Consider the following 23135-nt stretch of genomic DNA (forward strand, 5'->3'; position numbering starts at 1 on the left):
CTTCAATGCCAATCAATATCACGATGCCGGCTCTCTCTCCGACCATGGAAGAGGGCAACCTGGCCAAGTGGCTGGTGAAGGAAGGCGACACGGTTTCTGCCGGTGATGTCATCGCCGAAATCGAGACCGACAAGGCGACCATGGAAGTGGAAGCCGTGGACGAGGGAACCGTTGGCAAGATCGTCGTTCCTGCCGGAACGGCGGGCGTCAAGGTCAACGAGCTGATCGCCATTCTGCTGGCAGAAGGCGAAGACGCGAGTGCTATCGGCTCTGCTCCGGCGGCTGCGCCCGCTGCTGCAGCACCGGCTTCTGTAGCTCGTCCGCCCCATAGCACGGATGGTCCGGGAACACCGACTCCAGAGCCGACCCCGACACCAACCCCAACTCCGTCTCCAACCACTCTCGTTGGAGCAGACGGCGGCCGGATCTTCTCTTCGCCTTTGGCCCGCCGTCTGGCGCAGCTGAACGGTCTGGATCTCAAGGCTTTGACCGGCTCCGGCCCTCATGGCCGTATCGTCAAGAAGGACGTCGAGGCAGCAGTTGCTTCCGGAACCGGCAAGGCAGCTCCTGCGGCTGCCGCAGAGGCTCCGAAAGCCGCCGCAGCGGCCCCTGCCGCCGCCATGCCGACTGGCCCGTCCAAGGATCAAGTGCTCAAGCTGTTCGAGGAAGGCTCTTACGAGCTGGTTCCCCACGACGGCATGCGCAAGACCATCGCCAAGCGCCTGCAGGAATCCAAGCAGACCATCCCGCATTTCTACGTCTCCGTGGATTGCGAACTGGACGCTCTGCTGGCCCTCCGGGTTCAGCTCAACGATGCTGCTCCCAAGGACAAGGACGGCAAGCCGGCCTACAAGCTGTCAGTCAATGACATGACCATCAAGGCTTTGGCGCTCGCCCTGCGTGATGTGCCGGACGCCAATGTGTCGTGGACCGATGATGCCATGGTCAAGCACAAGCACGCCGATGTCGGCGTTGCCGTTTCGATCCCGGGCGGTCTGATTACCCCGATCATCCGCAAGGCGGAAGAAAAGGCTCTGTCGGTCATCTCCAACGAGATGAAGGACATGGGCAAGCGGGCCAAGGAGCGCAAGCTCAAGCCGGAAGAGTATCAGGGCGGCACCACCGCCGTGTCCAACATGGGCATGATGGGCGTCAAGAACTTCGCCGCGGTCGTCAACCCGCCGCATGCCACGATCCTTGCGGTCGGGGCAGGGGAGAAGCGCCCGGTGGTCAAGAACGACGCTCTGGCTGTTGCCACCGTCATGACCGTCACGCTCTCCACCGACCACCGCTGCGTGGACGGTGCGCTTGGCGCGGAACTGCTGGCGGCCTTCAAGGGCTACATCGAAAACCCGATGTCCATGCTCGTCTGAGCAAGGCTTGAAAGGCAACAATGGTGATGAAGTCCGTCCTGTGTTTCGGGGATTCGCTGACCTGGGGCCATGACCCCGAAACCGGCGCCCGGCATGCCTATGAAGACCGCTGGACCTCTGTGCTGCAGAAGTCCCTCGGTCATGGCGTACGGGTCATTCCGGAAGCACTGGGCGGGCGCACCACCGTGTTTGACGATCACACCAGCGCTGCGGACCGCAACGGGGCGAAAATCCTGCCGACCCTGCTGCAGTCCCATGCGCCGCTGGATCTGGTCATCCTGATGCTCGGCACCAACGACCTGAAGGAATATCTGGGCCAGACCGCCATTGCCGCCGAGCGCGGCATGCGGCGGCTGGTTCAGATCATCCAGACCCATGACTTCGGCGTGGCGGGCCAGACCCCGTCAATCCTGATCCTGTCCCCGCCGCATATTTGCAAGACGGGCGACAAGGAGATGGACGAGTTCATGTCCCTGAAGCGGAAGGAAGTGAAGAAGCTTGCCGCCCGCTATGAGCTTCTTGCCGACGAGACCGGCTGCGGCTTCCTGGATGTGTCCAAGGTTGCCAAGCCGAGCCCGGTCGATGGTGTGCATCTGGATGTGGCTGAGACCCGTGCGATTGGTGCGGCTGTCGCGCCCATCGTGGCGGCAATGCTGCTGATCTGACGTTTCTGCCTGCTGGCTGGCAGGCCTTTTAGAGCCGGTTCCGGCTCCAAGAACACACATTCACGGGACGGGTGGCCTCTGGCCCTGTCCCGCACAAGTGGACCAGGGCGAATGCCCGGTTCCAGTCCAAGGAGATGGTGTCCCGTGTCGAACAATTATGACGTCCTTATCATCGGTTCCGGCCCCGGCGGCTATGTCACCGCCATCCGCGCAGCGCAGCTTGGCCTGAAGACCGCCATTGTCGAGCGCGAGCATCTGGGCGGCATTTGCCTCAACTGGGGCTGCATCCCCACCAAGGCGCTGCTGCGCTCCGCCGAGATCATGGACCACGCCAATCACGCCAAGTCCTATGGCTTGACGCTGGAAGGCAAGATGACCGCCGACGTCAAGGACGTGGTGGCCCGCTCGCGCGGCGTCTCCGCCCGCCTTAACGGCGGTGTCGGTTATCTGATGAAGAAGAACAAGATCGACGTGATCTGGGGCGAAGCCAAACTCACCAAGCCGGGTGAGATCGTCGTCGGCGCCTCCTCCAAGCCAGCTGTCCAGCCGCAGAACCCGGTGCCCAAGGGCGTCAAGGGTGAGGGCACTTATACGGCCAAGCACATCATCGTCGCCACCGGCGCCCGTCCGCGCGCCCTGCCGGGCATCGAGCCGGACGGCAAGCTGATCTGGACGTACTTTGAAGCCATGAAGCCGGACTTCATGCCGAAGTCTCTGGTCGTCATGGGCTCCGGTGCCATCGGCATCGAATTCGCCTCCTTCTACCGCTCCATGGGCGTGGATGTGACGGTCGTGGAAGTCATGTCGCAGGTGATGCCGGTGGAAGATGCGGAAATCTCCGCAATCGCCCGCAAGGCACTGGAAAAGCGCGGGCTGAAGATCCTGACCGAAGCCAAGGTTGCCAAGGTTGAGAAGGGTTCGAACTCCATCACGGCTCATGTGGAAACCAAGGACGGCAAGGTTCAGCAAATCACCGCCGACCGTCTGATCTCCGCCGTCGGCGTTGTCGGCAACATCGAAAACCTGGGTCTGGAAGCGCTTGGCGTGAAGACCGACCGCGGTTGCATCGTCATCGACGGTTACGGCAAGACCAACGTGCCGGGCCTTTATGCCATCGGCGATGTGGCAGGCCCGCCGATGCTGGCGCACAAGGCCGAGCATGAAGGCGTTGTCTGCATCGAGAAGATCGCAGGCCTGCCGAATGTCCATGCCATGGACAAGGGAAAGATCCCGGGCTGCACCTATTGCAATCCGCAGGTCGCCTCTGTCGGTCTCACGGAAGCCAAGGCCAAGGCTGAGGGCCGCGACATCCGCGTCGGCCGCTTCTCCTTCGGCGCCAACGGCAAGGCCATCGCACTGGGTGAGGACAACGGTCTGATCAAGACCATCTTCGACAAGAAGACCGGCGAGCTGATCGGTGCCCATATGGTGGGGGCTGAAGTGACCGAGTTGATCCAGGGCTTCGTTGTGGCCATGAACCTGGAGACGACCGAGGAAGACCTGATGCACACGATCTTCCCGCATCCGACCCTGTCGGAAATGATGAAGGAAAGCGTGCTCGACGCCTACGGCCGGGTGCTGAACGCCTGATTTGGCAGTCTGAAGACCGGCGGGCTCCTGCCGGTCTTTGTTTATGGTGGTAATGGTTTGAAACGGCGTTCAATCTGAGAGAAAGCGGGGCGGCATTCTCCCGTCTCCCCCTTGCGGGGGAGATGTCAGCGATAGCTGACAGAGGGGGGTGATGCTTCCGCATGTTGAGCACAGCCACGATGCTCGGAAGGGCTTATACCCCCCTCTGTCTCCTTACGGATACATCTCCCCCGCAAGGGGGGAGACGGGAGCAAGTCCAACCGCCACAAGCCTTAAAGGAAACACGTTAATGGGCATCATTCTCTGGATCATCATCGGCCTGATTGCAGGTGCGGTTGCGCACCGGGTGCTGAACAGCCGGGGCGGGTTTCTGGGCAGCCTGATTGTCGGTCTGGTCGGCGCATTGGTCGGCGGCGAGTTGGCGCATATGCTGCGGCTCAATGTCACCGGCGGTTTCCTCGACCAATTGGTTGTTGCCACGCTTGGTGCGATCCTGTTCCTCTTCATCTGGAGAAAGGTGTTCTGAGAACACCTTGGATCAGCCAGTCCCAAATGGGTCCAGTGACGTCCGGAAGGCCGCGATTTGAACAAACTTCCCGAAAGCCTTGAGGCCTATCCCTACAAGGCCGAAGACAAGATCCGCTATGGCGATTGCGACGCGATGGGCCATGTGAACAATGCCGTGTTCTCCACCTTCCTGGAAACCGGGCGCGTGGAAGTGCTCATGGGCGACCGGGAGGAGGTACTCTCCGAGGATTGCGGCTTTGTGATCGTCCGGCTGGAGCTGGATTATCTGGGCGAAATCCGCTGGCCGGGAATGGTGCAGATCGGCACCACCGTCCTGAGCGTCAACACAAGTTCGGTGGCTTTCGGCCAGATGGTCTTTCAGGACGGAAAGCCGGTGGCGCGGGCCAAGACCGTTATCGTCCAGATGAACAAGACGACGCGCAAATCCCAGCGCCTGTCCGATTTGGCCCGCGAGCGGTTTTCCGCGTGCCTGATTGACGGCGTGGACGCATAGCAGGAATGCGAAAGAAGCCTTGACCTTTTTTCAGAAGAGCGACATGTGAAGCCCATGGTTACGATCGTCGACACGCTTTCGCGCGGCACAGATGCGCGCAATGAACGGCCCCGCCACCCGGAAAAGGCCCACCGGCCCGACAATCCGGTTCAGCGCAAGCCGCAGTGGATCCGCGTCAAGGCGCCGACATCGCCCGTCTACCGGGAAACCCATGACATTGTGAAGAAGAACGGCCTTGTGACCGTTTGCGAGGAGGCCGGCTGCCCGAACATCGGGGAATGCTGGTCGAAAAAGCACGCCAGCTTCATGATCCTTGGTGACACCTGCACCCGCGCCTGTGCCTTCTGCAACGTGCGCACCGGCATGCCGGGCGCAGTCGACGAGAGCGAGCCGGCCTCCATCGGCGAGGCTGTCGCCCGCATGGGGCTGGAGCACGTGGTGATCACCTCGGTTGACCGGGATGATCTGGACGACGGCGGCGCGACCCATTTTGCCAATGTGATCAAGGCCATCCGCGAGCAGTCGCCTTCGACCACCGTCGAAGTGCTGACGCCGGATTTCCTGCGCAAGGACGGCGCCCTTGAAATCGTCATCGAAGCCAAGCCGGACGTCTTCAACCACAACATGGAAACCGTGCCCTCCAAGTACCTCAAGGTCCGCCCGGGCGCGCGCTACTTCCATTCCATCCGTCTGTTGCAGCGCGCGAAGGAGCTGGATCCTGGCATGTTCACCAAGTCCGGCATCATGGTCGGCCTCGGCGAAGAGCGCAACGAAGTGCTTCAGCTTATGGACGACCTGCGCGTCGCGGATGTGGATTTCCTGACCGTCGGCCAATATCTGCAGCCGTCGAAGAAGCACCATCCGGTGATGTCCTTCGTGACGCCGGAAGAATTCAAGGCTTACGAAAAGATCGCTTACGCAAAGGGCTTCCTGAAGGTCTCCGCCAGCCCTCTGACCCGCTCGTCCCACCATGCCGGTGAAGACTTTGCCGAGCTGAAGGCAGCCCGTCAGGCCCGCCAGGGTTTCTAAGGCGGATCGCGGTCAGTTATGCCATCTTTCAGCAACATCCAGCGGGTCAATCATACGGCCCGCGACATGTTCACCCTTGTTGCGGACGTCGAGAAATACCCGCAATTCGTGCCCCTGTGCCAGGCGCTGCATGTGCGCGGGCGCAAGGAGCTGGAGAACGGCAGCTCCGTTCTCGTGGCGGACATGACGGTTGCCTACAAGATGTTCAAGGAAACCTTCACCAGCCGCGTGGAGCTGGTTCCGGCCGAGAACAAGATCCTGGTCCAGTATCTCGACGGCCCGTTCCGTCATCTGGACAACCAGTGGACCTTTACCGATCAGGGTGAAGGCCAGTGCGACGTCGGTTTTTTCATTGATTATGAATTCAAGAGCCGCACACTCGGCACGCTGATGGGCGCGATGTTCGACAAGGCGTTCAGGAAGTTTTCCAAGGCCTTCGAGGAACGTGCCGATGCGGTCTATGGCACACGTCAGATCTGATTTCTGATAGGTTCAGAAGCAAGCAGCCCATCCTTCGAGACGCAGCTTCGCTGCTCCTCAGGATGAGGGTCTCCGTATTGAAAGAAATCAAGAAAGTGCGCCACTCCCTCATCCTGAGGAGGGCTGAAAGCCCGTCTCGAAGGATGGACTCCAGGCGGACTGTCCGCCGCGTCCTGCGGGCTGGCAGGAGGCCTGTGGCCGAGGAGTTTAACGAGGCTACTTGAACCCCTTGAAAGCCTCGCCGATGATCTTCAGGCGGTTGCCGCCAACGCCATCCTTTTCCTGACGCAGACGTGCCAGTTCGAGATCATTCAGCCCCAAATCCTCCAGGGTGACCTGTGTCTGGGGATTCTCGCACAGAACGCGGCGTTCATTCATGTCATTGGACTCAACGACCAGCTTTCGTCCCGCTTCCGCCTCGAACTGCGTCCAGATCACCGTGTCTTTCTGCACCCAGAAAGAACGGTTGCAATAGGTCGCCTTGATGAAGCCCTTATGTGGCTGTGCCAGGATTTGATGGTAGGCGTGAAACTGCCCCGAGCGGCTCGTCGAGCGGATGTAAAAATCGTCAGGAGGACCGTTGCCGGGGTCAGCCATAGAAGCTTGGGGGGAAAGAAGCAGCCAAGGGAGAAGGGTAAATGCCGCAGCCAGCATCAGCCAGACTTTGCCTGGAGCGGCAGTGTCTGATTCTGACCGGTTGCGCCACATCCTTGCGCTCCTCATTTGCTTCATGCGGTCTGTGCCGGGCTTGAGCGGGCGCCGTCTTCGCGGCAGTCCTTTTGCTTATGCCCTTAAAACCTGTTCGCGCCTGTCAGTCATGATAGGTCGCTTTAGACCTCGACTTTCCATCGGGCGCCTCGAAGGCTTTCCGGATCGCGGTGAAACGGTGCTTCTGGGTGTCATCCAGATCCGAGCCGTTGCTGTAAAGAACGTAGCGGGCGTCCTTTTCGATCCCCAGATCCCGGAGGGTGACTTGTTTCTCCGGTTCACTGCAAATTGGCCGCCAGCCGCGCCCGAAATTATATTCGACGCGGACAATGTTGTTGTTCTCGACTTCAACTTCTGTCCAGGCAACTGTAACCGGTCTTATCCAATAACTGCGGCCACAATAGGACACCTGCCGCATTCCCTCGGCATGCTTGTCAAAAATTTTGTGGCTACCCAGGAACTGGCCGTTGTAGTCGCGGGAAATCAGGTAAAAGTCGCCATTTCCAACCTGCGGAGCTGCTTGCGCCGCCACGCCGTAAAGGCAAGTCCCTAAGGCGGCCCAGACAAGGGTTCGCATGGATGCTCTATCCTTCGCAGTTGAGACACAGGCCCGACGAACGGTGTCCTGATTACTCTTATTCAACCTTCACGATAGCACATGCGTTTCGCGGAATGATTTCGCGGAAACCTAAAGTTTTATGAATTGTGCAAAAATTACAAGGGGAAGACTAGCCAGGCAAGGAGGTCACTTGGCGTGATAGGAGCCCGTGGCTTTTTCATCCGCCTTGGGCGGGGCAAAGCTGCGTTTCATCGCGCCGAAAATAGTTTCGCCCTGAGTGGGCACCCGGATGCCGCCGAAATAGATGACCTCTGAAGCATCCTGATTGATGCCAAAGTCCGCAAGAGTGACTTGTGTCTGCGGATTGGCACAAATCGGTCTCCAGCCCCGTCCGACGCTGTATTCAACCCGGACGATCCTCTTGTTCTCGACCTCTGTTTGTGCCCAAGCCACCGTGTAGGGCCTGATCCAGTATTCCTGCTGGCAGTAGGACACTTTCTTCAGGCCTTTGGAGGGACGCTTGAAGATCTTGTGGCTGCCAAGGAAGGTGCCTTGCCGGTCCCGGGAGATCATCGAGAACTCGTCCGCATCGAAGGCGTTCTGAGCAAAGGCCTCTGCGAAGAGAAGCACGCTGCAAACCGAAAACGCCAAGACTTGTCTCATGGTCTTCCTGCATGATTTCAGACGCATGCCGTCACGCAAGCGCGGAAGGTTAGGATCGCTCATTAAGCAGTCTACAAGTCAAATGTAAGCGAAACGTTCAGGAGTGTATCGAATTTGAAAGAAGTTCGAATGCTTGCGCGATCGTCGCCAGGCGGATCCCGTCACGGCCAGAAGCTGGAAAGAGCGCACGCATGTGCCGGGTGTCCCTGTTCTTGCGGGCAAGCGCCAGATGAACTGTTCCGACCGGTTTCTCATCCGTCCCTCCGCCAGGGCCGGCGATGCCGGTGACGGCCACCGCCAGATCGGCCGCTGAGCGCGCCAGAGCCCCCTCGGCCATTTCGATTGCGGTTTGCCTGCTGACCGCACCGAAACGTTTCAAGGTCTCTTCACGCACGCCAAGCATGTCCATCTTGGCTTTGTTTGAATAGGTAACGAAGCCCCGGTCGACAACATCGGACGAACCGGCCACTTCCGTAAGCGTGCCGATGATCAAGCCGCCGGTGCAAGATTCCGCCGTTGCGATCATCAGGCCGCGCGCCCTTGCCGCATCGAGAATGCTGGCTGCTTCTGCTGTCAGCGATGTCCAGTCCGTCATGATTGCGTTTCCCGTGTCAGTCGCCGGTGAAGGGCAGGCGGACCGTGGCGCTTGCCATGGCTGCGATGCCCTCGCGCCGCCCGGTGAAGCCGAGGCGTTCCGACGTCGTTGCCTTGACGGAGACGCGCGTCACGGGCAGGGCGCAGATTTCTGCAATCTTCGCCCGGATCACGTCGCGGTGCGGGCCGATCTTCGGCGCCTCGCAAATGATGGTGACATCCAGATGGGCGATGCGTCCACCCAGTTCGTTCACCCTGCGGATGGCATCTTGAAGGAACTGGTCCGAGGCAGCGCCCTTCCATTTCGGATCAGACGGCGGGAAATGCGCGCCGATGTCCCCATCTGCGATCGCGCCGAGAATGGCATCGGTCAGGGCGTGAAGCGCCACATCCGCATCGGAATGGCCCTTGAGTTTCCGGTCATGGGGAATGGCAACGCCGCCCAGAATGACCGCATCGCCCGGCTCAAAAGCATGCACGTCATAGCCCGTGCCGTGACGGATGTCGCCAAGACTGGAAAGCGGGGGCAGGGCACTGGAAGTCATGGTGATCCTCTGTTCGGCACGGACAAGGTCCGCCTGTGTCGTAATCTTGAAATTGTCCGGATGACCTTCGGCGAGGCTGGTCGTCAGACCATCCCATTCGCCGACCGCCGTGTCATCCGTGAAATCATTGCGCCCGGCCGCCACTGCCCTCAGATGGGCGGCGTGAATTGCCGGAAAGGCAAAGCCCTGAGGCGTCTGGGCAGCCCAGAGATGGCTCCGGTCCACGGTTTCGAGCCGGCCGTCTTCGGGGCAAAGGCGCTTGAGCGTGTCGAACACGGGGACCGCGGCAAGGACTGCGGACTTGCCCTCGTCAAGCTGGCCGAGAACCCTAGTGATGACATCTGCCGGAATGAAGGGGCGGGCCGCATCGTGGATGAGAACCTGATCAGGCGCTGTTTCGGAATTGGATTCAGCAAGTGCCATCAATCCCTTGCGGACCGAGATCTGTCTCGTTTTGCCGCCGGTGACCGGAGGCAGGAGGCCGGTGCGCAAGCTCGCGGGAAGAGCAGAGATGGCTGTCTCATAGAGGTCCAGGTCGTCCTCGTGAATGACAACAAGCGTTTTGCTGATCCCCGGATGAGACAAAAACGCCCCTAGCGTATGTGACAGGATAGGCATTCCGCCCAGAAGCCGGTATTGCTTCGGCCGGTCGCCGTCGCCGCCAGAAAGGCGCGAGCCGCGTCCTGCCGCAACGATGAGAGCTGCCGCTTGCTTGGTCATTCCGGATCTCCACGTCACGTGTGCCGGGGTTGTTCTAAACGGGTTTCATCCGGCGCGGTACCGGGCATGACGCAGGATCTGGTGAAGTATCAATCACAAAGCGATAGATGAGACATTTTCGCACTTGCCGCACTGCGAAATATGGCTACGATATAGGCACTCTCAAGTGTGCACAGGATATGAGCAAAAAAATCTCCCCAACCGGCGTTCCCGCTTTGCGGATCGGGCGCCTCCGTCTCGACAACCCGGCTGTTCTGGCGCCCATGTCAGGCGTGACGGATCTGCCGTTCCGCCGAATCGCGCAAAGATTCGGCGCTGGCATGGTTGTGAGCGAAATGGTGGCCAGCGAGCTTTTCATCCGGGGGGATGCCGAAACGCAGATGCGGGCAGAGGCTCAGGACGGCGGCTTGCATGTCGTCCAACTGGCTGGCCGTGAGGCACACTGGATGGGTGAGGCGGCCAAGGTTGTTGCTGGCGCGGGTGCCGATATCATCGACATCAACATGGGCTGTCCTGCCAAGAAAGTGACCACCGGGTATTCCGGCTCGGCACTGATGCGCGATCTGGATCACGCGCTGACGCTGATCGAGGCAACGGTGGAAGCGGTCGACGTGCCCGTGACCGTGAAAATGCGGCTCGGCTGGGACGAGCGCTCCCTGAATGCTCCGGAGCTGGCCTCAAGGGCTGAAGCTGCCGGTGTCCAGCTGGTCACCGTTCATGGCCGCACCCGCTGCCAGTTCTACAAGGGCACTGCCAATTGGGACGCGATTGCCGCCATCAAGCAGGCGGTCTCCATTCCGGTCATCGCCAATGGTGACTGCTGCAGCTACGACGACGCCGATGAGATGTGTCGGAAATCCGGTGCGGACGGTGTCATGATCGGGCGGGGCGCCTATGGCAAGCCCTGGCTGCCGGGCTGGATCGGCCATTATCTCAATACGGGTGAAAGACGCCCGGATCCCAAGGGGCACGCGCTCGCGGAGCTGGCGCTCGAGCACTACGACAGCATCCTGTCCCATTATGATGTCCGGCTTGGCGTGCGCATCGCGCGCAAGCATATGGGCTGGTACCTGGATGGTTCGGATCTTGGCACAGACATGCCATCGGACCTGCGCCGCCTTCTGATGACTTCCAATGATCCTGACGAGGTGATCCGTCTTGCCTCCTCCTGGTTCTCAACTTCCCTGCAACGGAGTGCCGCATGACGCCTCAGGCTCTGAAAGCCGGGCGCGCCGCCGCCCTCGCCAGTGATGGACCGACCATTCTGGATGCCCTCCCGCATCCGGTTCTGCTTGTCGCTCCCGATGGCGTGATTGAATCCGCGAATATGGCCGCTGAAATCTTCATGCGGTCCAGTGTTTCGGTGCTGCGCCGCCACCCCATCGATTATTTCATCCCGTTCGGCAGTCCGCTTCTCACCTTGATCGAACAGGTGCGCGAGCGGGGCGCTGCGGTCAACGAATACAAGGTCGATATCGGATCGCCTCGGATCGGGGCTCCCAAGATCGTTGACATCAACGCCTCTCCGGTCTCCGACCGCCCAGGCGCCGTCGTCCTGATGTTCCAGGAACGGTCCATGGCGGAAAAGATCGACCGCCAGCTCACCTCCCGCGGGGCTGCCCGCACGGTCACCGGCCTTGCCGCCATGCTGGCGCATGAAATCAAAAACCCGCTCTCGGGCATCCGAGGCGCGGCCCAGCTGCTGGAACAGTCCGTTCCCGATGAGGACCGCGCATTGACCCGCCTCATCACCGACGAGACGGACCGGATCGTGAAGCTGGTCGACCGGATGGAAGTGTTCTCCGATGAGCGCCCGATCGAGCGCGAGCCGGTGAACATCCATGTGGTTCTGGACCATGTGAAGCGCCTTGCCGACAGCGGCTTTGCCCGCGGCAAGAAGATCATGGAAGCCTATGATCCGTCTTTGCCGCCGGTTTTTGCCAACAAGGACCAGCTGATTCAGGTCTTTCTCAACCTGATCAAGAACGCCAGCGAAGCCATTGGCGATGATCCGGATGGGGAAATCCGCATCACCACCGCCTTCCGTCCCGGCATCCGCCTGTCGGTGCCCGGCACGGACGAGCGTGTCAGCCTGCCGCTGGAATTCACGGTGCAGGACAATGGTCCGGGCGTGCCCGACGACCTGCTGCCGCATCTCTTCGAACCTTTCATCACCACCAAGACAAACGGGTCGGGCCTGGGGCTTGCCCTGGTTGCCAAGATCATTGGCGATCATGGCGGCGTGATCGAATGCGACAGCATTCCCCGCAAGACCACCTTCCGGATCTTGATGCCGGCCTATGTTGAACCTGAGGCTTCCTCCAGCGACGGGACCGAATGACCATGCCGACAGGCACAATCCTTGTAGCCGATGATGATGCTGCCATCCGTACAGTGCTCAATCAGGCCCTGTCGCGAGCCGGATACACCGTGCGCCTGACCTCCAATGCCACGACCTTGTGGCGCTGGATCTCGTCGGGGGATGGCGATCTGGTAATCACCGACGTGGTGATGCCGGACGAGAATATTTTCGACGTCCTGCCACGGATCAAGAAGCTGCGTCCGGACCTTCCGGTCGTCGTGATGAGCGCGCAGAACACCTTCATGACCGCGATCCGGGCGTCCGAGAAGGGGGCTTACGAATATCTGCCCAAGCCCTTCGACCTGAAGGAGCTGACCAGCATCGTCAGCCGTGCCCTGGAAGAGCCGAAGCTCCGCCGTCCCGCCGAAATGGACGACATGGGCGAGGGGATGCCGCTGGTTGGCCGCTCGCCGGCCATGCAGGAAATCTACCGCGTGCTCGCCCGTCTGATGCAGACGGACCTGACCGTGATGATCAACGGCGAGAGCGGCACGGGCAAGGAACTGGTCGCCCGCGCCCTTCATGATTATGGCAAGCGCCGCAACGGCCCCTTCGTTGCGATCAACATGGCCGCCATTCCGCGCGACCTGATCGAGGCCGAGCTGTTCGGCCACGAGAAGGGGGCTTTCACCGGCGCGCAGAACCGCTCTTCGGGCCGGTTCGAGCAGGCCGATGGCGGCACATTGTTCCTGGACGAAATCGGCGATATGCCGATGGAAGCCCAGACGCGGCTTCTGCGTGTTCTGCAGCAGGGCGAATATACGACGGTTGGCGGGCGCACCCCGATCAAGACAGACGTGCGGATTGTGGCAGCGACCAACAAGGACCTGCGCCATCTGATCAATCAGGGCCTGTTCCGCGAGGATCTCTATTTCCGTCTGAACGTGGTTCCGATCCGCCTCCCGCCGCTGCGCGAGCGTGTCGAGGATATTCCGGATCTGGTGCGGCACTTCTTCGCTTTGGCTGAGAAGGAAGGCTTGCCGCCGAAGCAGGTCGACCAGGGGGCAATGAATCTCCTGCGCCGCTACCGCTGGCCGGGCAACGTGCGCGAGCTGGAAAACCTCGTCCGGCGCATGGCTGCGCTCTACCCGCAGGATGTGATCGGCGAGGGTCTTCTGGAGACCGAACTCAGCCAGCCGGCGGTCTCGCCGCTGGAAGAGGAAAACCCGCAGAACATCAATCTGGGGGCCTCGGTCGAGCGCTATCTCAATGGTTATTTCGATAATTACGGCGACGCGCTGCCGCCTCCGGGTCTCTATCATCGTATCCTGCGGGAAGTGGAATATCCCCTGATCAGCGCGGCGCTGGCTGCCACCCGTGGCAACCAGATCAAGGCCGCCGAACTGCTTGGGGTGAACCGCAACACATTGCGCAAGAAGATCCGGGACTTGGATATTCAGGTCATGCGGTCGTCACGCTGACGCGATTGGCTCCGGGGCCTCTTGCTCCGGAGCCCATATTTTTTGATTTTTTCTGCGCCTGCCCCTCCGGTTGCGGTTTTTGAGAGACGCCAGTCTTTGGCCGTCCCCTGTAGACATTCAGCGAATTGGGCGCGAATGTCGCAATTTGGCAACAATGTGTGATAACTGTGCCGCAGCGTCGGAAATGACAGGAGAGCATCGTGCGTTCGCGAGACTGCGGGATGTTGCTCTAACATTTTAGAACTATTCGGCTTTTCCGGCAGTTTGCAGCAGGTTTACGGGGACAGATGATTCTGGCGGGAACACAGACAGCGCAGCAGGCAGCCCAACAGGCGCAGATGTCGAGCGGCAAGCTCGGGCGGCGGATCGGTCTGGCCATCATGGTGGTGGCGCTTGTTTCGATCGGCGTCACGTTCTTCGTTCTGACCGGCCTGACCCCGATTGCACCGACCGAAGGCGTGGTCTGGATCGCGCTTGGTGTGAACGGCGCGCTTGCCTCCTGTCTCGTCTGCGCCATCGGCTGGGAAATCGCCAAACTTCTCAACGCCCGCCGCAGGGGGCGCGCAGCCGCCCGTCTTCATGTGCGGGTCGTGACGCTGTTCAGCCTCGTGGCTGCGGTGCCGGCCCTTCTGATGGCCGTGCTGGCGACCTTCACCCTCGACAAGGGGCTGGACCGGTGGTTCGAGGACAGGACCCGTCAGATCATCGGCAACGCCCTGACCGTGGCGCAGGCCTATCTTCAGGAACATGCCCGCGTGCTGCGCGGCGACCTGATCGCCATGTCCAATGACGTGGACCGCGCCCGGCAGCTCTACGACTTCGAACCGTCCCGCTTCGATTCCTTCTTTTCGACCCAGGCGTCTTTGCGTGGACTGCTCGCGGCTTTCATCATGAAGCCAGACGGAACCGTGGTCACGCGTGTGATCCTGGATCCGAATGCAAACGTTCTGCTGCCGCCGAAAAGCACCTACAAGACCGCTGATGCCGGCGAGCCCGTGCTCATTGCGCCGGGCAGGTCGAACCTTGTCGGCGGGGTCATGAAACTCTCCGCCTATAATGATTTCTATCTTTATGCGGTCCGGGCGATGGATCCTAAGGTGCTTGAATATCAGCGGCTGACGGAAGCTGGTGTGACCGAGTATCAGGAACTGGAAAACAGCCGGTTCGGTGTCCAGATTGCCTTTGCCCTGGTCTATCTCGGGGTGGCCCTGGTGCTGCTTCTGTCCGCCATCTGGATCGGCTTCGGCTTTGCAAACCGGCTGGTGTCGCCCATCCGCACGCTCATCTCCGCTGCGGATGAGGTCGCCAAGGGCAATCTGAAGGTCAAGGTCGCCTCCAGCGAGGCAGAAGGCGATCTGGCCAATCTGGGCATGACCTTCAACAAGATGACCGGCCAGCTCATGGGCCAGCGCGACGCGCTTCTGGCCGCGAACGAGCAGATCGACCGCCGCCGCCGTTTCAATGAAGCGGTGCTGTCCGGCGTGTCCACCGGCGTCATCGGCATCGACGACGAAGCGTCCATCATGCTTGTGAACCGGTCAGCTCAGGTGCTTCTGGGTGTCGAAGAGCTCGCAATTCTTGGCAAGAAACTGCCTCAAGTGATTCCGGAAATTGGGGAATTCCTGAGCACCGCCATGGAGCGCGATACCGAGCGGTTCCAGGAAACGCAGATCGATATTCTCCGCAACGGATATCAGCGCACGGTGAACGTGAGGATCACCAGCGAGCAGTCGACCCGGCGGGAGCATGGCTATGTGGTGACGCTGGATGACATCACCGATCTTGTTTCTGCGCAGCGCAATTCAGCCTGGGCGGATGTCGCCCGCCGTATCGCCCATGAAATCAAAAACCCGCTGACCCCTATCCAGCTGTCCGCCGAACGCATCCGCCGCCGCTATGGCAAGAAGATCGAGGAAGATCGCACGGTCTTCGATCAATGTATCGACACAATCATCCGGCAGGTGGGCGATATCGGCCAGATGGTCGATGAATTTTCCTCCTTCGCCCGCATGCGGAAGCCCTCCAAGAGCCTCGCCGATATGCGCAATGCTGTGCGTGAGGCAGCGTTCCTGCAGATCGTCGGCAATCCGGATATGGAAATCAGCACCATTGTGCCGGAAGAGCCGGTAGAAGCCGTCTTCGACAGCCGTTTGATGGGGCAGGCGCTGACCAATGTGATCAAGAACGCGGCGGAAGCCATTGAAGGTCGCACGGGCGAGGATCTGCCCAAGGGCAAGATCAAGGTGGAGCTTGCGAGGTCCGGGAACCTGATTGTGATCGACGTCACGGACAATGGCGTCGGATTGCCCGAGGAAAACAGACAACGGCTTCTGGAGCCCTATATGACCACCCGGGAAAAGGGGACGGGACTTGGCCTCGCCATTGTCCGCAAGATCCTTGAGGACCACGGCGGCGGCATCAGCTTGCTGGATGCGCCCGGGCGGGCGGAAGGCGAAACCGGGACCCTGGTCCGCCTGACCATTTCGGCTGTGGCAACCGAAACGGCTGACGACAAGAACGAAAAGACAGTGATGACCCATGGCGCATGACATTCTCGTAGTTGATGACGAAACCGATATCCGGGAAATGATCGCCGGGATTCTGGATGATGAAGGTTTCGGAACCCGCACGGCCAGCAACAGCGATTCGGCAATTGCGGCCATCAAAGAACGGCGGCCATCTCTTGTCGTTCTGGACATCTGGCTGCAGGGCAGCCGCCTGGACGGGCTCGGCGTTCTCGACGCGATCAAGCAGATGGATCCCGACCTGCCGGTGGTCATCATTTCCGGCCACGGCAACATTGAAACCGCCGTCTCCGCCATCAAGCGCGGCGCCTATGACTATATCGAGAAGCCTTTCAAGGCTGACCGGCTTATCCTGATTGTCGAACGCGCCCTGGAAGCTTTCAGTCTCAAGCGGGAAATCCGCGAGCTGAAGCAGAAGAGCGGCGATCCGGGTGTTTTCATTGGCGAATCCAGTGCCGCCAACCAGCTCCGGCAGACGGTCCAGAAGATCGCAGGCACCAACAGCCGCATCCTGATCACCGGTCCCTCCGGATCGGGGAAGGAACTGGCCGCCCGCATGATCCATGATGCGTCTCCACGCGCGAAAAGCCCCTTTGTGGTGCTGAATGCCGCGACGATCACGCCGGACCGTATGGAAGAGGAACTGTTCGGCATCGAGGACGAGCAGGGCAATCCGCGCAAGGTCGGTGCGCTGGAAGAAGCCCATGGCGGCACGCTCTATCTTGACGAGGTGGCCGATATGCCGGCCGAAACCCAGGGCAAGATCCTCAGGGTTCTGGTGGAACAGAGCTTTGCCCGCGTTGGCGGTTCCAGCAAGGTTCAGGTCGATATCCGCATCCTGTCCTCGACGGCGAAGAACCTTGAGGAGCTGATCTCCCAAGGCCTGTTCCGCCAGGATCTTTATCATCGGCTAGGGGTAGTACCCTTGCGCGTGCCGGGCCTTGCGGAGCGGCGCGAGGATGTGCCTGTGCTGGTGAAGCATTTCATGGAGCAGATCTCGTCAGCGTCCGGGATTCCGCTGAGGGTCATTGGCGATGACGCCATGGCCGTGCTTCAGACCCATGACTGGCCGGGCAACGTGCGCCAGCTGCGCAACAATGTGGAGCGGCTGCTGATCCTCGCCCGCGGGGAACCGGAGAGTGTGATCACCGCAGATCTTCTGCCTGCCGAAGTCGGCGCCATGCTGCCCAGCCTGCCGACCACGGGCGGTGAGCATCTCATGTCGGTGCCGCTGCGTGAGGCGCGGGAAATTTTCGAGCGCGACTATTTGCAGGCGCAAATCAAGCGCTTCGACGGTAATATCTCGCGCACCGCCGAATTCGTCGGTATGGAACGCTCAGCCCTGCACCGGAAGCTGAAGACACTTGGACTGTCGTAAGTTGGACCGTTGTAAGACGGGATATTCCGTGAGGCGGGGCCTGGAAGGCTGCCGCCTTCGGGAAGCATTGGCGCTTGAAGGAATGTGGTTATGAAAGTCGTCATTTGTGGAGCTGGTCAGGTCGGTTACGGCATCGCCGAACGCCTTGCGGCGGAGCAGAACGATGTCTCGGTCATCGATTCCTCGCCGAAGCTGATCAGCGCTATCGGCGACCAGCTGGACGTGCGCGGGTTTGTCGGCCACGGCGCCCATCCGGACGTGCTGGCTCAGGCCGGCGCTGAAGAAGCGGACATGATCATCGCCGTCACGCTCTATGACGAAGTGAACATGGTCGCCTGCCAGGTCGCTCACTCGCTTTTCAACGTGCCGACCAAGGTCGCCCGGATTCGCGCCCAGAGCTATTTGCAGGGCCGCTGGCAGAGCCTGTTCTCCCGCGAGAACATGCCCATCGACGTGATCATCTCGCCGGAAATCGAAGTGGGTGAGATGGTGCTGCGGCGCCTTGCGCTTCCCGGCGCCGTCGAAACGGTCCGTTTCGCGGACGATCATGTCGTCACGGTCGGCATCATGTGCGAGGAGGATTGCCCGGTCGTGGACACGCCGCTGCGCCAGCTGACCGAGCTTTTCCCGGATCTGGGGGCTGTCGTGGTCGGTGTGGTGCGTAACGGCAAGCTGTTCGTGCCGAAAAGCTCCGATGCGCTTCTGGTCGGCGACCTTGCCTATGTGGTCGCACGCCGGGACCAGGTCCGCAGAACCCTGGGCATTTTCGGCCATGAGGAGCCTGAAGCCAGCCGTGTCGTGATCGCAGGGGGCGGGAACATCGGGCTCTATGTGGCCCGGGCGCTGGAACAGCGTCACAGCAGCACCCGCATCAAGCTGATCGAGGCCTCCCGCGAGCGGGCTGTGGCAATCGCGGACGAGCTGAAACGGTCGGTCATCCTGCATGGCAGTGCGCTGGATCAGATGATCCTGGATGAGGCAGATGTGGGCACGGCCGATACCATGGTCACGCTGACCAATGACGATGAGGTCAATATTCTGTCCTCCGTCATGGCCAAGAAACTCGGCTGCCGCCGCAATCTCTCTCTGCTCAACAATCCGAGTTATCCGGCTTTTGCCCAGGCGCTCGGCATTGATGCCTTCATCAATCCGCGTGCCGTCACCATTTCAAAGATCCTGCAGCATGTCCGGCGCGGCCGTATCCGCGGCGTGCATTCGCTGCAGAACGGGGCTGCTGAGGTGGTCGAGGCCGAGGCTCTGGATACGTCTCCGCTCGTCGGGCGCCCTTTGCGTGACATTGATCTTCCTTCCGGCATCCGGGTTGGGGCAGTCTATCGTGACGGCAAGGTTCTGACGCCGAACGGCGACATGCTGATCAACGCCCGTGACCGGATCGTGATCTTTGCGGTGGCCGCCCGTGTGCGTCAGGTCGAACAGATGTTCCGCGTCAGTCTGGAATTCTTCTGATAGAGCGGGATCTTCTGCAAAGCCGACTTGCAACCGGGGTTGTATTCGCAGCAAACTGTGGCCACCTTTCGCAATACCAGAGAGCGGCTTCCTCCAAACGGCCCCGCGCCGCCGCTTTTTCCTCCATTCCTGTCCTCCAGGGAGTGATTATGAGCAGAATCGCCTATGTCAACGGACAGTACGTGCCGCACGCGCAAGCCGCTGTTCACGTCGAAGACCGTGGCTATCAGTTTGCAGATGGCGTTTATGAAGTCTGCGAAGTCTGGCACGGTAAAATCGTGGATGCCCCGCGCCATCTGGACCGTCTGGGCCGGTCGCTAAGCGAGTTGCGCATCGAATGGCCAATGGCGCGCAAGGCGCTCGAATTCGTCATGCGTGAAGTGGTCCGCCGCAATAAGGTCCGCAACGGCATCGTCTATATGCAGGTGACCCGTGGTGTGGCCCGCCGCGATCATTATTTCCCGTCCGGGGATACTGCACCATCGATCGTGATTACCTCGCGCCCTATTGATCCCAGGGCTTCGGATGCCACGGCGGCAAAAGGCATTTCCGTGGTTACCTATCCGGAAAACCGCTGGCCCCGCGTGGACATCAAGACCGTTGCATTGCTGCCAAACGTTCTGGCAAAACAGCATGCGAAGGAAAACGGCGCGAAGGAAGCCTGGTACTTCGACAAGGACAACAACGTTACGGAAGGCGGCTCGACAAACGCCTGGATCGTGACGAAGGAAGGTGTTCTTGTGACCCGGCACGCAGAAAGTGGCATTCTGCGCGGGATCACCCGGTCGGTCATTCTCGACATCGTCGCGCGGGAAGGGCTGAAGTTCGAAGAGCGGTTCTTCTCCGTCGAGGAAGCCAAGGCGGCAAAGGAAGCCTTTGTGACCGCTGCTTCCACCATTGCAGTGCCCGTCGTAAAGATTGATGAAGCAATTATTGGGAATGGGCATCCCGGATCGGTTGCGACCCAATTGCGCGAGATGTTCCATACTGCTACAGATTTCATGATGGTTTGATCAATCATCCGGCTGGAGCAAGACGCAGCCAGCCTGTGGGCGGTCCATGGACGGGTAGCTGGGCGTTTGAGTGCCAGAGCCGCAAGTAAGTTGCGGCTTTCATGGGGCGGAAGAGTTTGTGTTTAAGGCCCCCATGGGACAGAAGCAGGAAAAGATTCCGGATGCCCGGCCGCATCCGGGATAAATAGGCAGGATAAAAACACTTATGGCTGAGCGTACGCAAAATCTTCAGGACACGTTCTTAAATCATGTGCGGAAGCAGAAGACACCGCTGACAATCTTCTTGATCAACGGCGTCAAGTTGCAGGGAGTCGTCACCTGGTTCGACAACTTCTGTGTTCTGCTGCGCCGGGATGGGCACTCCCAGCTCGTCTATAAACATGCGATTTCGACCATCATGCCGAACGGGCCTGTTCAACTGTTTGATCAGGTGGACGAGGGCGAGAAGGCAGGCGACTGATTGACTTCCAAGTCTCCCGAAGATGGTACTAACGGGGTGGGGAGCGGAACGGAAACCGGTATAGACCGCCGCCCCCAGCCTTTCCGAGCGATGGTTCTCGAACCTGTGGTGCAATTGCGGCGTGAGGCAGCGGGCGAGGATGTCCGGTCCAACCGCAGCCCGGAAGCGCGACTTGAGGAAGCCCTCGGGCTTGGCGCCGCGATCAACCTCAACATCGTTCATTCCGCAGTTATCCGGATCAACCAGCCGAAGCCCGCTATTCTCTTCGGGGAAGGCAAGGTGGAAGAGCTTGCCGGTCTTGTGGAGATGGAGGAAATCGACCTTGTCGTGGTCGATCACCCGCTCACCCCGGTACAGCAGCGTAACCTTGAACGCCGCCTGAAGACGAAGGTGATCGACCGGACCGGTCTGATTCTGGAGATTTTCGGCGACCGTGCCCGCACGCGTGAAGGCCGCCTTCAGGTCGATCTTGCGCATCTGACCTGGCAGAAAAGCCGGCTTGTGCGTTCGTGGACCCACCTAGAGCGCCAGCGCGGCGGTGTCGGTTTCATGGGTGGGCCTGGTGAAACCCAGATCGAGTCGGACCGCCGTCAGATTCAGGACCGGATTAACGCGCTTGAAAAGGCGCTGGAGCAAGTGCGCCGGACCCGCGATCTTCACCGTAAGAAGCGCAAGAAGATCCCGCAGCCGGTCGTCGCGCTCGTCGGCTATACCAACGCGGGCAAGTCGACACTGTTCAACCGGATGACCCAGTCAGACGTCTTTGCCAAGGATCTTCTGTTCGCGACGCTGGATCCGACCCTGCGCAAGATAAAGCTGCCTCATGGCCGGGAAGTTATCCTCTCCGACACGGTGGGCTTCATTTCTGAACTGCCGACCCATCTGGTGGCGGCGTTCCGCGCGACGCTGGAAGAAGTTCTGGAAGCTGACCTGATCCTGCATGTGCGCGATATTTCCCATCCGGACACGGACGCGCAGGCCGAGGATGTGAAGAAGACGCTCACGGATCTCGGCGTCAGCGCTCAGTCCGGCGCTCCGATTGTGGAAGTCTGGAACAAGATAGACCGTCTGGATCCTGTTTATGCCGAGAAGCTTCTGGGGTCTCAGGACGGTGAGGGGCCGGTTGCCCTGTCGGCTCTGACGGGAAGCGGGATTGAGGCGCTTTATGCCCGCATCGAAGCCTTCATGGGCCAGAACGACGATCTGTTCACACTGGTCCTGCCAGTGACGGACGGAGGGCTGATCGCGGCGCTTTATCAAATGGCCGAGGTTCTGGAGCGGGAGGATGGTGAGGAGGAGGTTCGCGTCGAGGTTCGCGTCTCCGACAAGCAGCGCGGCCCCTTCCGCGAACGCTTCAAACCCTTCATCGAGACCTGAAAAGCAAAAACCCGCGAAACAGTTTCGCGGGTTTTTGTTTATCTACCCTCACCCGGCGCCTTGCCCCTAACCTCTCCCTGTCCCGGGAGAGGTTAGGGGCAAGCGCGAGGCTGGGGGCAATCTGATATTGTGAAAAGCCTTCCGGCTGGCTCTGCCTTCACCTCTCCCAACGCTGGGAGAGGTCGGACCGCCAGGTCCGGGTGAGGGTTCGATTCCTTTGTGTTTCGAAGACCCTAACTTGGACTACTTCCCAGCCACATCCCGCAGGAAACATTCGTAGGTCTGGGTGACGCCGTCCTTGAGGCTTCTGGCCTTGTTCCAGCCGAGGCCATGCAGGTAGGAGCTGTCCATCAGCTTGCGTGGTGTGCCGTCCGGCTTCGTGCTGTCGAAAACAAGCTCTGCCTCATAGCCGACCACCGAGGCGATGGTCTCTGCCAGTTCGCGGATGGTGACTTCGGAACCGGAACCGACATTGACAGGCACGCCGCCTGAATAGGACTTCAGCAGGAAAACGAGCGCATCCGCCAGATCGTCCACATGCAGGAATTCGCGCAGCGGCGTACCCGATCCCCAGAGTGTGACAGACGGGCTGCCCGCTTCCTTTGCCTCGTGGAACTTGCGCAGCAATGCCGGCAGAACGTGGCTGGACTCCAGGTCGTAATTGTCGCCAGGGCCATAGAGGTTGGTCGGCTGGGCCGAGATGAAGTCAACGCCATATTGCTTGCGGTAGGCCTGGCACATCTTGATGCCGGCGATCTTGGCAATTGCATACCATTCGTTGGTCGGCTCAAGCGGGCCGGTCAGGAGATGTTCTTCCTTGATCGGCTGCGGCGCGAACTTCGGATAGATGCAGGACGAGCCGAGGAACAGCAGCTTTTCAACGCCGTTCTCATAGGCCGCATGATTGACATTGGCTTCGAGGACAAGATTGTCCCGGATGAATTCCGCCGGGCGGGAGTTGTTGGCATGAATGCCGCCAACTTTTGCCGCTGCCAACACGATGGCGTCCGGCTTTTCCTGTGCCATCCAGGCGTTAACTGCGGCCTGATCCGTGAGATCCACCACGTCCCGTCCGGCGGTAATGACTTCGCAGGCCTCTGAGGCAAGGCGTCGTACGACAGCGCCGCCCACCATGCCCCGGTGTCCGGCAACCCAGACCCGTTTTCCAGTCAGATCATAAGTCAT

At 60.3% G+C, this 23135-nt stretch carries 22 protein-coding genes; 16 read left to right on the plus strand and 6 right to left on the minus strand.

The window, feature by feature from the left end; translation table 11 throughout:
- Nucleotides 1-5 precede the first annotated feature (5 nt).
- The 7 genes from IG616_RS04265 (at nucleotide 6) to IG616_RS04295 (ending at nucleotide 6158) form a co-directional block, all read left to right on the plus strand.
- Entirely contained in the window at nucleotides 6-1373 is a 1368-nt protein-coding gene (locus IG616_RS04265; RefSeq protein WP_192146827.1) for a pyruvate dehydrogenase complex dihydrolipoamide acetyltransferase, read from the plus strand.
- A 26-nt stretch (nucleotides 1374-1399) separates the two neighbouring features.
- On the plus strand, nucleotides 1400-2038 hold the full coding sequence (locus IG616_RS04270; RefSeq protein WP_192147226.1) for an SGNH/GDSL hydrolase family protein: 639 nt from the start codon (nucleotides 1400-1402) through the stop codon (nucleotides 2036-2038).
- A gap of 144 nt (nucleotides 2039-2182) precedes the next feature.
- Nucleotides 2183-3628: a dihydrolipoyl dehydrogenase gene (gene lpdA / locus IG616_RS04275; protein ID WP_192146829.1), complete on the plus strand. Its 1446-nt coding sequence runs from the start codon at nucleotides 2183-2185 to the stop codon at nucleotides 3626-3628.
- Between the two features lie 289 nt (nucleotides 3629-3917).
- On the plus strand, nucleotides 3918-4154 hold the full coding sequence (locus IG616_RS04280; protein ID WP_192146831.1) for a GlsB/YeaQ/YmgE family stress response membrane protein: 237 nt from the start codon (nucleotides 3918-3920) through the stop codon (nucleotides 4152-4154).
- 57 nt (nucleotides 4155-4211) lie between these two features.
- A complete protein-coding gene (locus IG616_RS04285; protein WP_192146833.1) occupies nucleotides 4212-4649 on the plus strand; it encodes an acyl-CoA thioesterase in 438 nt (145 codons plus the stop codon).
- 54 nt (nucleotides 4650-4703) lie between these two features.
- Nucleotides 4704-5678, plus strand: a complete 975-nt coding sequence (gene lipA / locus IG616_RS04290) for a lipoyl synthase (protein ID WP_192147227.1) — start codon at nucleotides 4704-4706, stop codon at nucleotides 5676-5678.
- Nucleotides 5679-5696: 18 nt separating this feature from the next.
- The gene (locus IG616_RS04295) at nucleotides 5697-6158 is read left to right on the plus strand and encodes a type II toxin-antitoxin system RatA family toxin (protein ID WP_192146835.1); all 462 of its coding nucleotides are present in this window, start codon (nucleotides 5697-5699) and stop codon (nucleotides 6156-6158) included.
- A 216-nt stretch (nucleotides 6159-6374) separates the two neighbouring features.
- Here the strand turns inward: IG616_RS04295 and IG616_RS04300 are convergent, their stop codons facing one another.
- The 5 genes from IG616_RS04300 to IG616_RS04320 all read right to left on the minus strand — a co-directional run bounded on the left by IG616_RS04300 (nucleotide 6375) and on the right by IG616_RS04320 (nucleotide 9947).
- Complete coding sequence (locus IG616_RS04300) at nucleotides 6375-6755, minus strand: hypothetical protein (protein WP_192146837.1); 381 nt, start codon at nucleotides 6753-6755, stop codon at nucleotides 6375-6377.
- Nucleotides 6756-6969: 214 nt separating this feature from the next.
- Entirely contained in the window at nucleotides 6970-7443 is a 474-nt protein-coding gene (locus IG616_RS04305; protein WP_192146839.1) for a hypothetical protein, read from the minus strand.
- Nucleotides 7444-7611: 168 nt separating this feature from the next.
- The gene (locus tag IG616_RS04310) at nucleotides 7612-8088 is read right to left on the minus strand and encodes a hypothetical protein (RefSeq protein WP_192146841.1); all 477 of its coding nucleotides are present in this window, start codon (nucleotides 8086-8088) and stop codon (nucleotides 7612-7614) included.
- Between the two features lie 97 nt (nucleotides 8089-8185).
- Nucleotides 8186-8683: a CinA family protein gene (locus IG616_RS04315; RefSeq protein ID WP_192146843.1), complete on the minus strand. Its 498-nt coding sequence runs from the start codon at nucleotides 8681-8683 to the stop codon at nucleotides 8186-8188.
- Between the two features lie 16 nt (nucleotides 8684-8699).
- Nucleotides 8700-9947 carry a bifunctional 2-C-methyl-D-erythritol 4-phosphate cytidylyltransferase/2-C-methyl-D-erythritol 2,4-cyclodiphosphate synthase gene (locus tag IG616_RS04320; RefSeq protein WP_192146845.1) on the minus strand — a complete coding sequence of 416 codons (1248 nt, stop codon included), beginning with the start codon at nucleotides 9945-9947 and terminating at the stop codon, nucleotides 8700-8702.
- A 179-nt stretch (nucleotides 9948-10126) separates the two neighbouring features.
- On the opposite strand from IG616_RS04320, the gene dusB reads away from it, so the two are divergent.
- The 9 genes from dusB (at nucleotide 10127) to hflX (ending at nucleotide 21950) form a co-directional block, all read left to right on the plus strand.
- The gene (dusB, locus tag IG616_RS04325; protein ID WP_192146847.1) at nucleotides 10127-11152 is read left to right on the plus strand and encodes a tRNA dihydrouridine synthase DusB; all 1026 of its coding nucleotides are present in this window, start codon (nucleotides 10127-10129) and stop codon (nucleotides 11150-11152) included.
- Nucleotides 11149-12288: a two-component system sensor histidine kinase NtrB gene (locus tag IG616_RS04330; protein ID WP_192146849.1), complete on the plus strand. Its 1140-nt coding sequence runs from the start codon at nucleotides 11149-11151 to the stop codon at nucleotides 12286-12288. The genes dusB and IG616_RS04330 overlap by 4 nt, the downstream gene beginning before the upstream one ends.
- 2 nt (nucleotides 12289-12290) lie before the next feature.
- Nucleotides 12291-13730: a nitrogen regulation protein NR(I) gene (ntrC, locus tag IG616_RS04335; RefSeq protein WP_192147228.1), complete on the plus strand. Its 1440-nt coding sequence runs from the start codon at nucleotides 12291-12293 to the stop codon at nucleotides 13728-13730.
- A gap of 338 nt (nucleotides 13731-14068) precedes the next feature.
- Complete coding sequence (locus IG616_RS04340; RefSeq protein ID WP_209007282.1) at nucleotides 14069-16279, plus strand: sensor histidine kinase NtrY-like; 2211 nt, start codon at nucleotides 14069-14071, stop codon at nucleotides 16277-16279.
- The gene (ntrX, locus tag IG616_RS04345) at nucleotides 16269-17633 is read left to right on the plus strand and encodes a nitrogen assimilation response regulator NtrX (protein WP_192146853.1); all 1365 of its coding nucleotides are present in this window, start codon (nucleotides 16269-16271) and stop codon (nucleotides 17631-17633) included. Before IG616_RS04340 ends, ntrX begins: the two co-directional genes overlap by 11 nt.
- A 90-nt stretch (nucleotides 17634-17723) precedes the next feature.
- Nucleotides 17724-19100, plus strand: coding sequence for a Trk system potassium transporter TrkA (gene trkA, locus IG616_RS04350; protein ID WP_192146855.1), 1377 nt, complete (start codon nucleotides 17724-17726; stop codon nucleotides 19098-19100).
- 149 nt (nucleotides 19101-19249) lie between these two features.
- Nucleotides 19250-20113: a D-amino-acid transaminase gene (locus IG616_RS04355; RefSeq protein WP_192146858.1), complete on the plus strand. Its 864-nt coding sequence runs from the start codon at nucleotides 19250-19252 to the stop codon at nucleotides 20111-20113.
- Between the two features lie 205 nt (nucleotides 20114-20318).
- On the plus strand, nucleotides 20319-20573 hold the full coding sequence (gene hfq / locus IG616_RS04360) for an RNA chaperone Hfq (protein ID WP_073014083.1): 255 nt from the start codon (nucleotides 20319-20321) through the stop codon (nucleotides 20571-20573).
- Between the two features lie 90 nt (nucleotides 20574-20663).
- Nucleotides 20664-21950 (plus strand): GTPase HflX, encoded by a 1287-nt coding sequence (gene hflX / locus IG616_RS04365; RefSeq protein ID WP_192146860.1) that lies wholly within the window; start codon nucleotides 20664-20666, stop codon nucleotides 21948-21950.
- 243 nt (nucleotides 21951-22193) lie between these two features.
- Here the strand turns inward: hflX and fcl are convergent, their stop codons facing one another.
- Nucleotides 22194-23135: a GDP-L-fucose synthase gene (gene fcl, locus IG616_RS04370; RefSeq protein WP_246476112.1), complete on the minus strand. Its 942-nt coding sequence runs from the start codon at nucleotides 23133-23135 to the stop codon at nucleotides 22194-22196.

It is taken from the genome of Roseibium litorale (genome assembly GCF_014842915.1).
Classification (GTDB): Bacteria; Pseudomonadota; Alphaproteobacteria; order Rhizobiales; family Stappiaceae; genus Roseibium; species Roseibium litorale.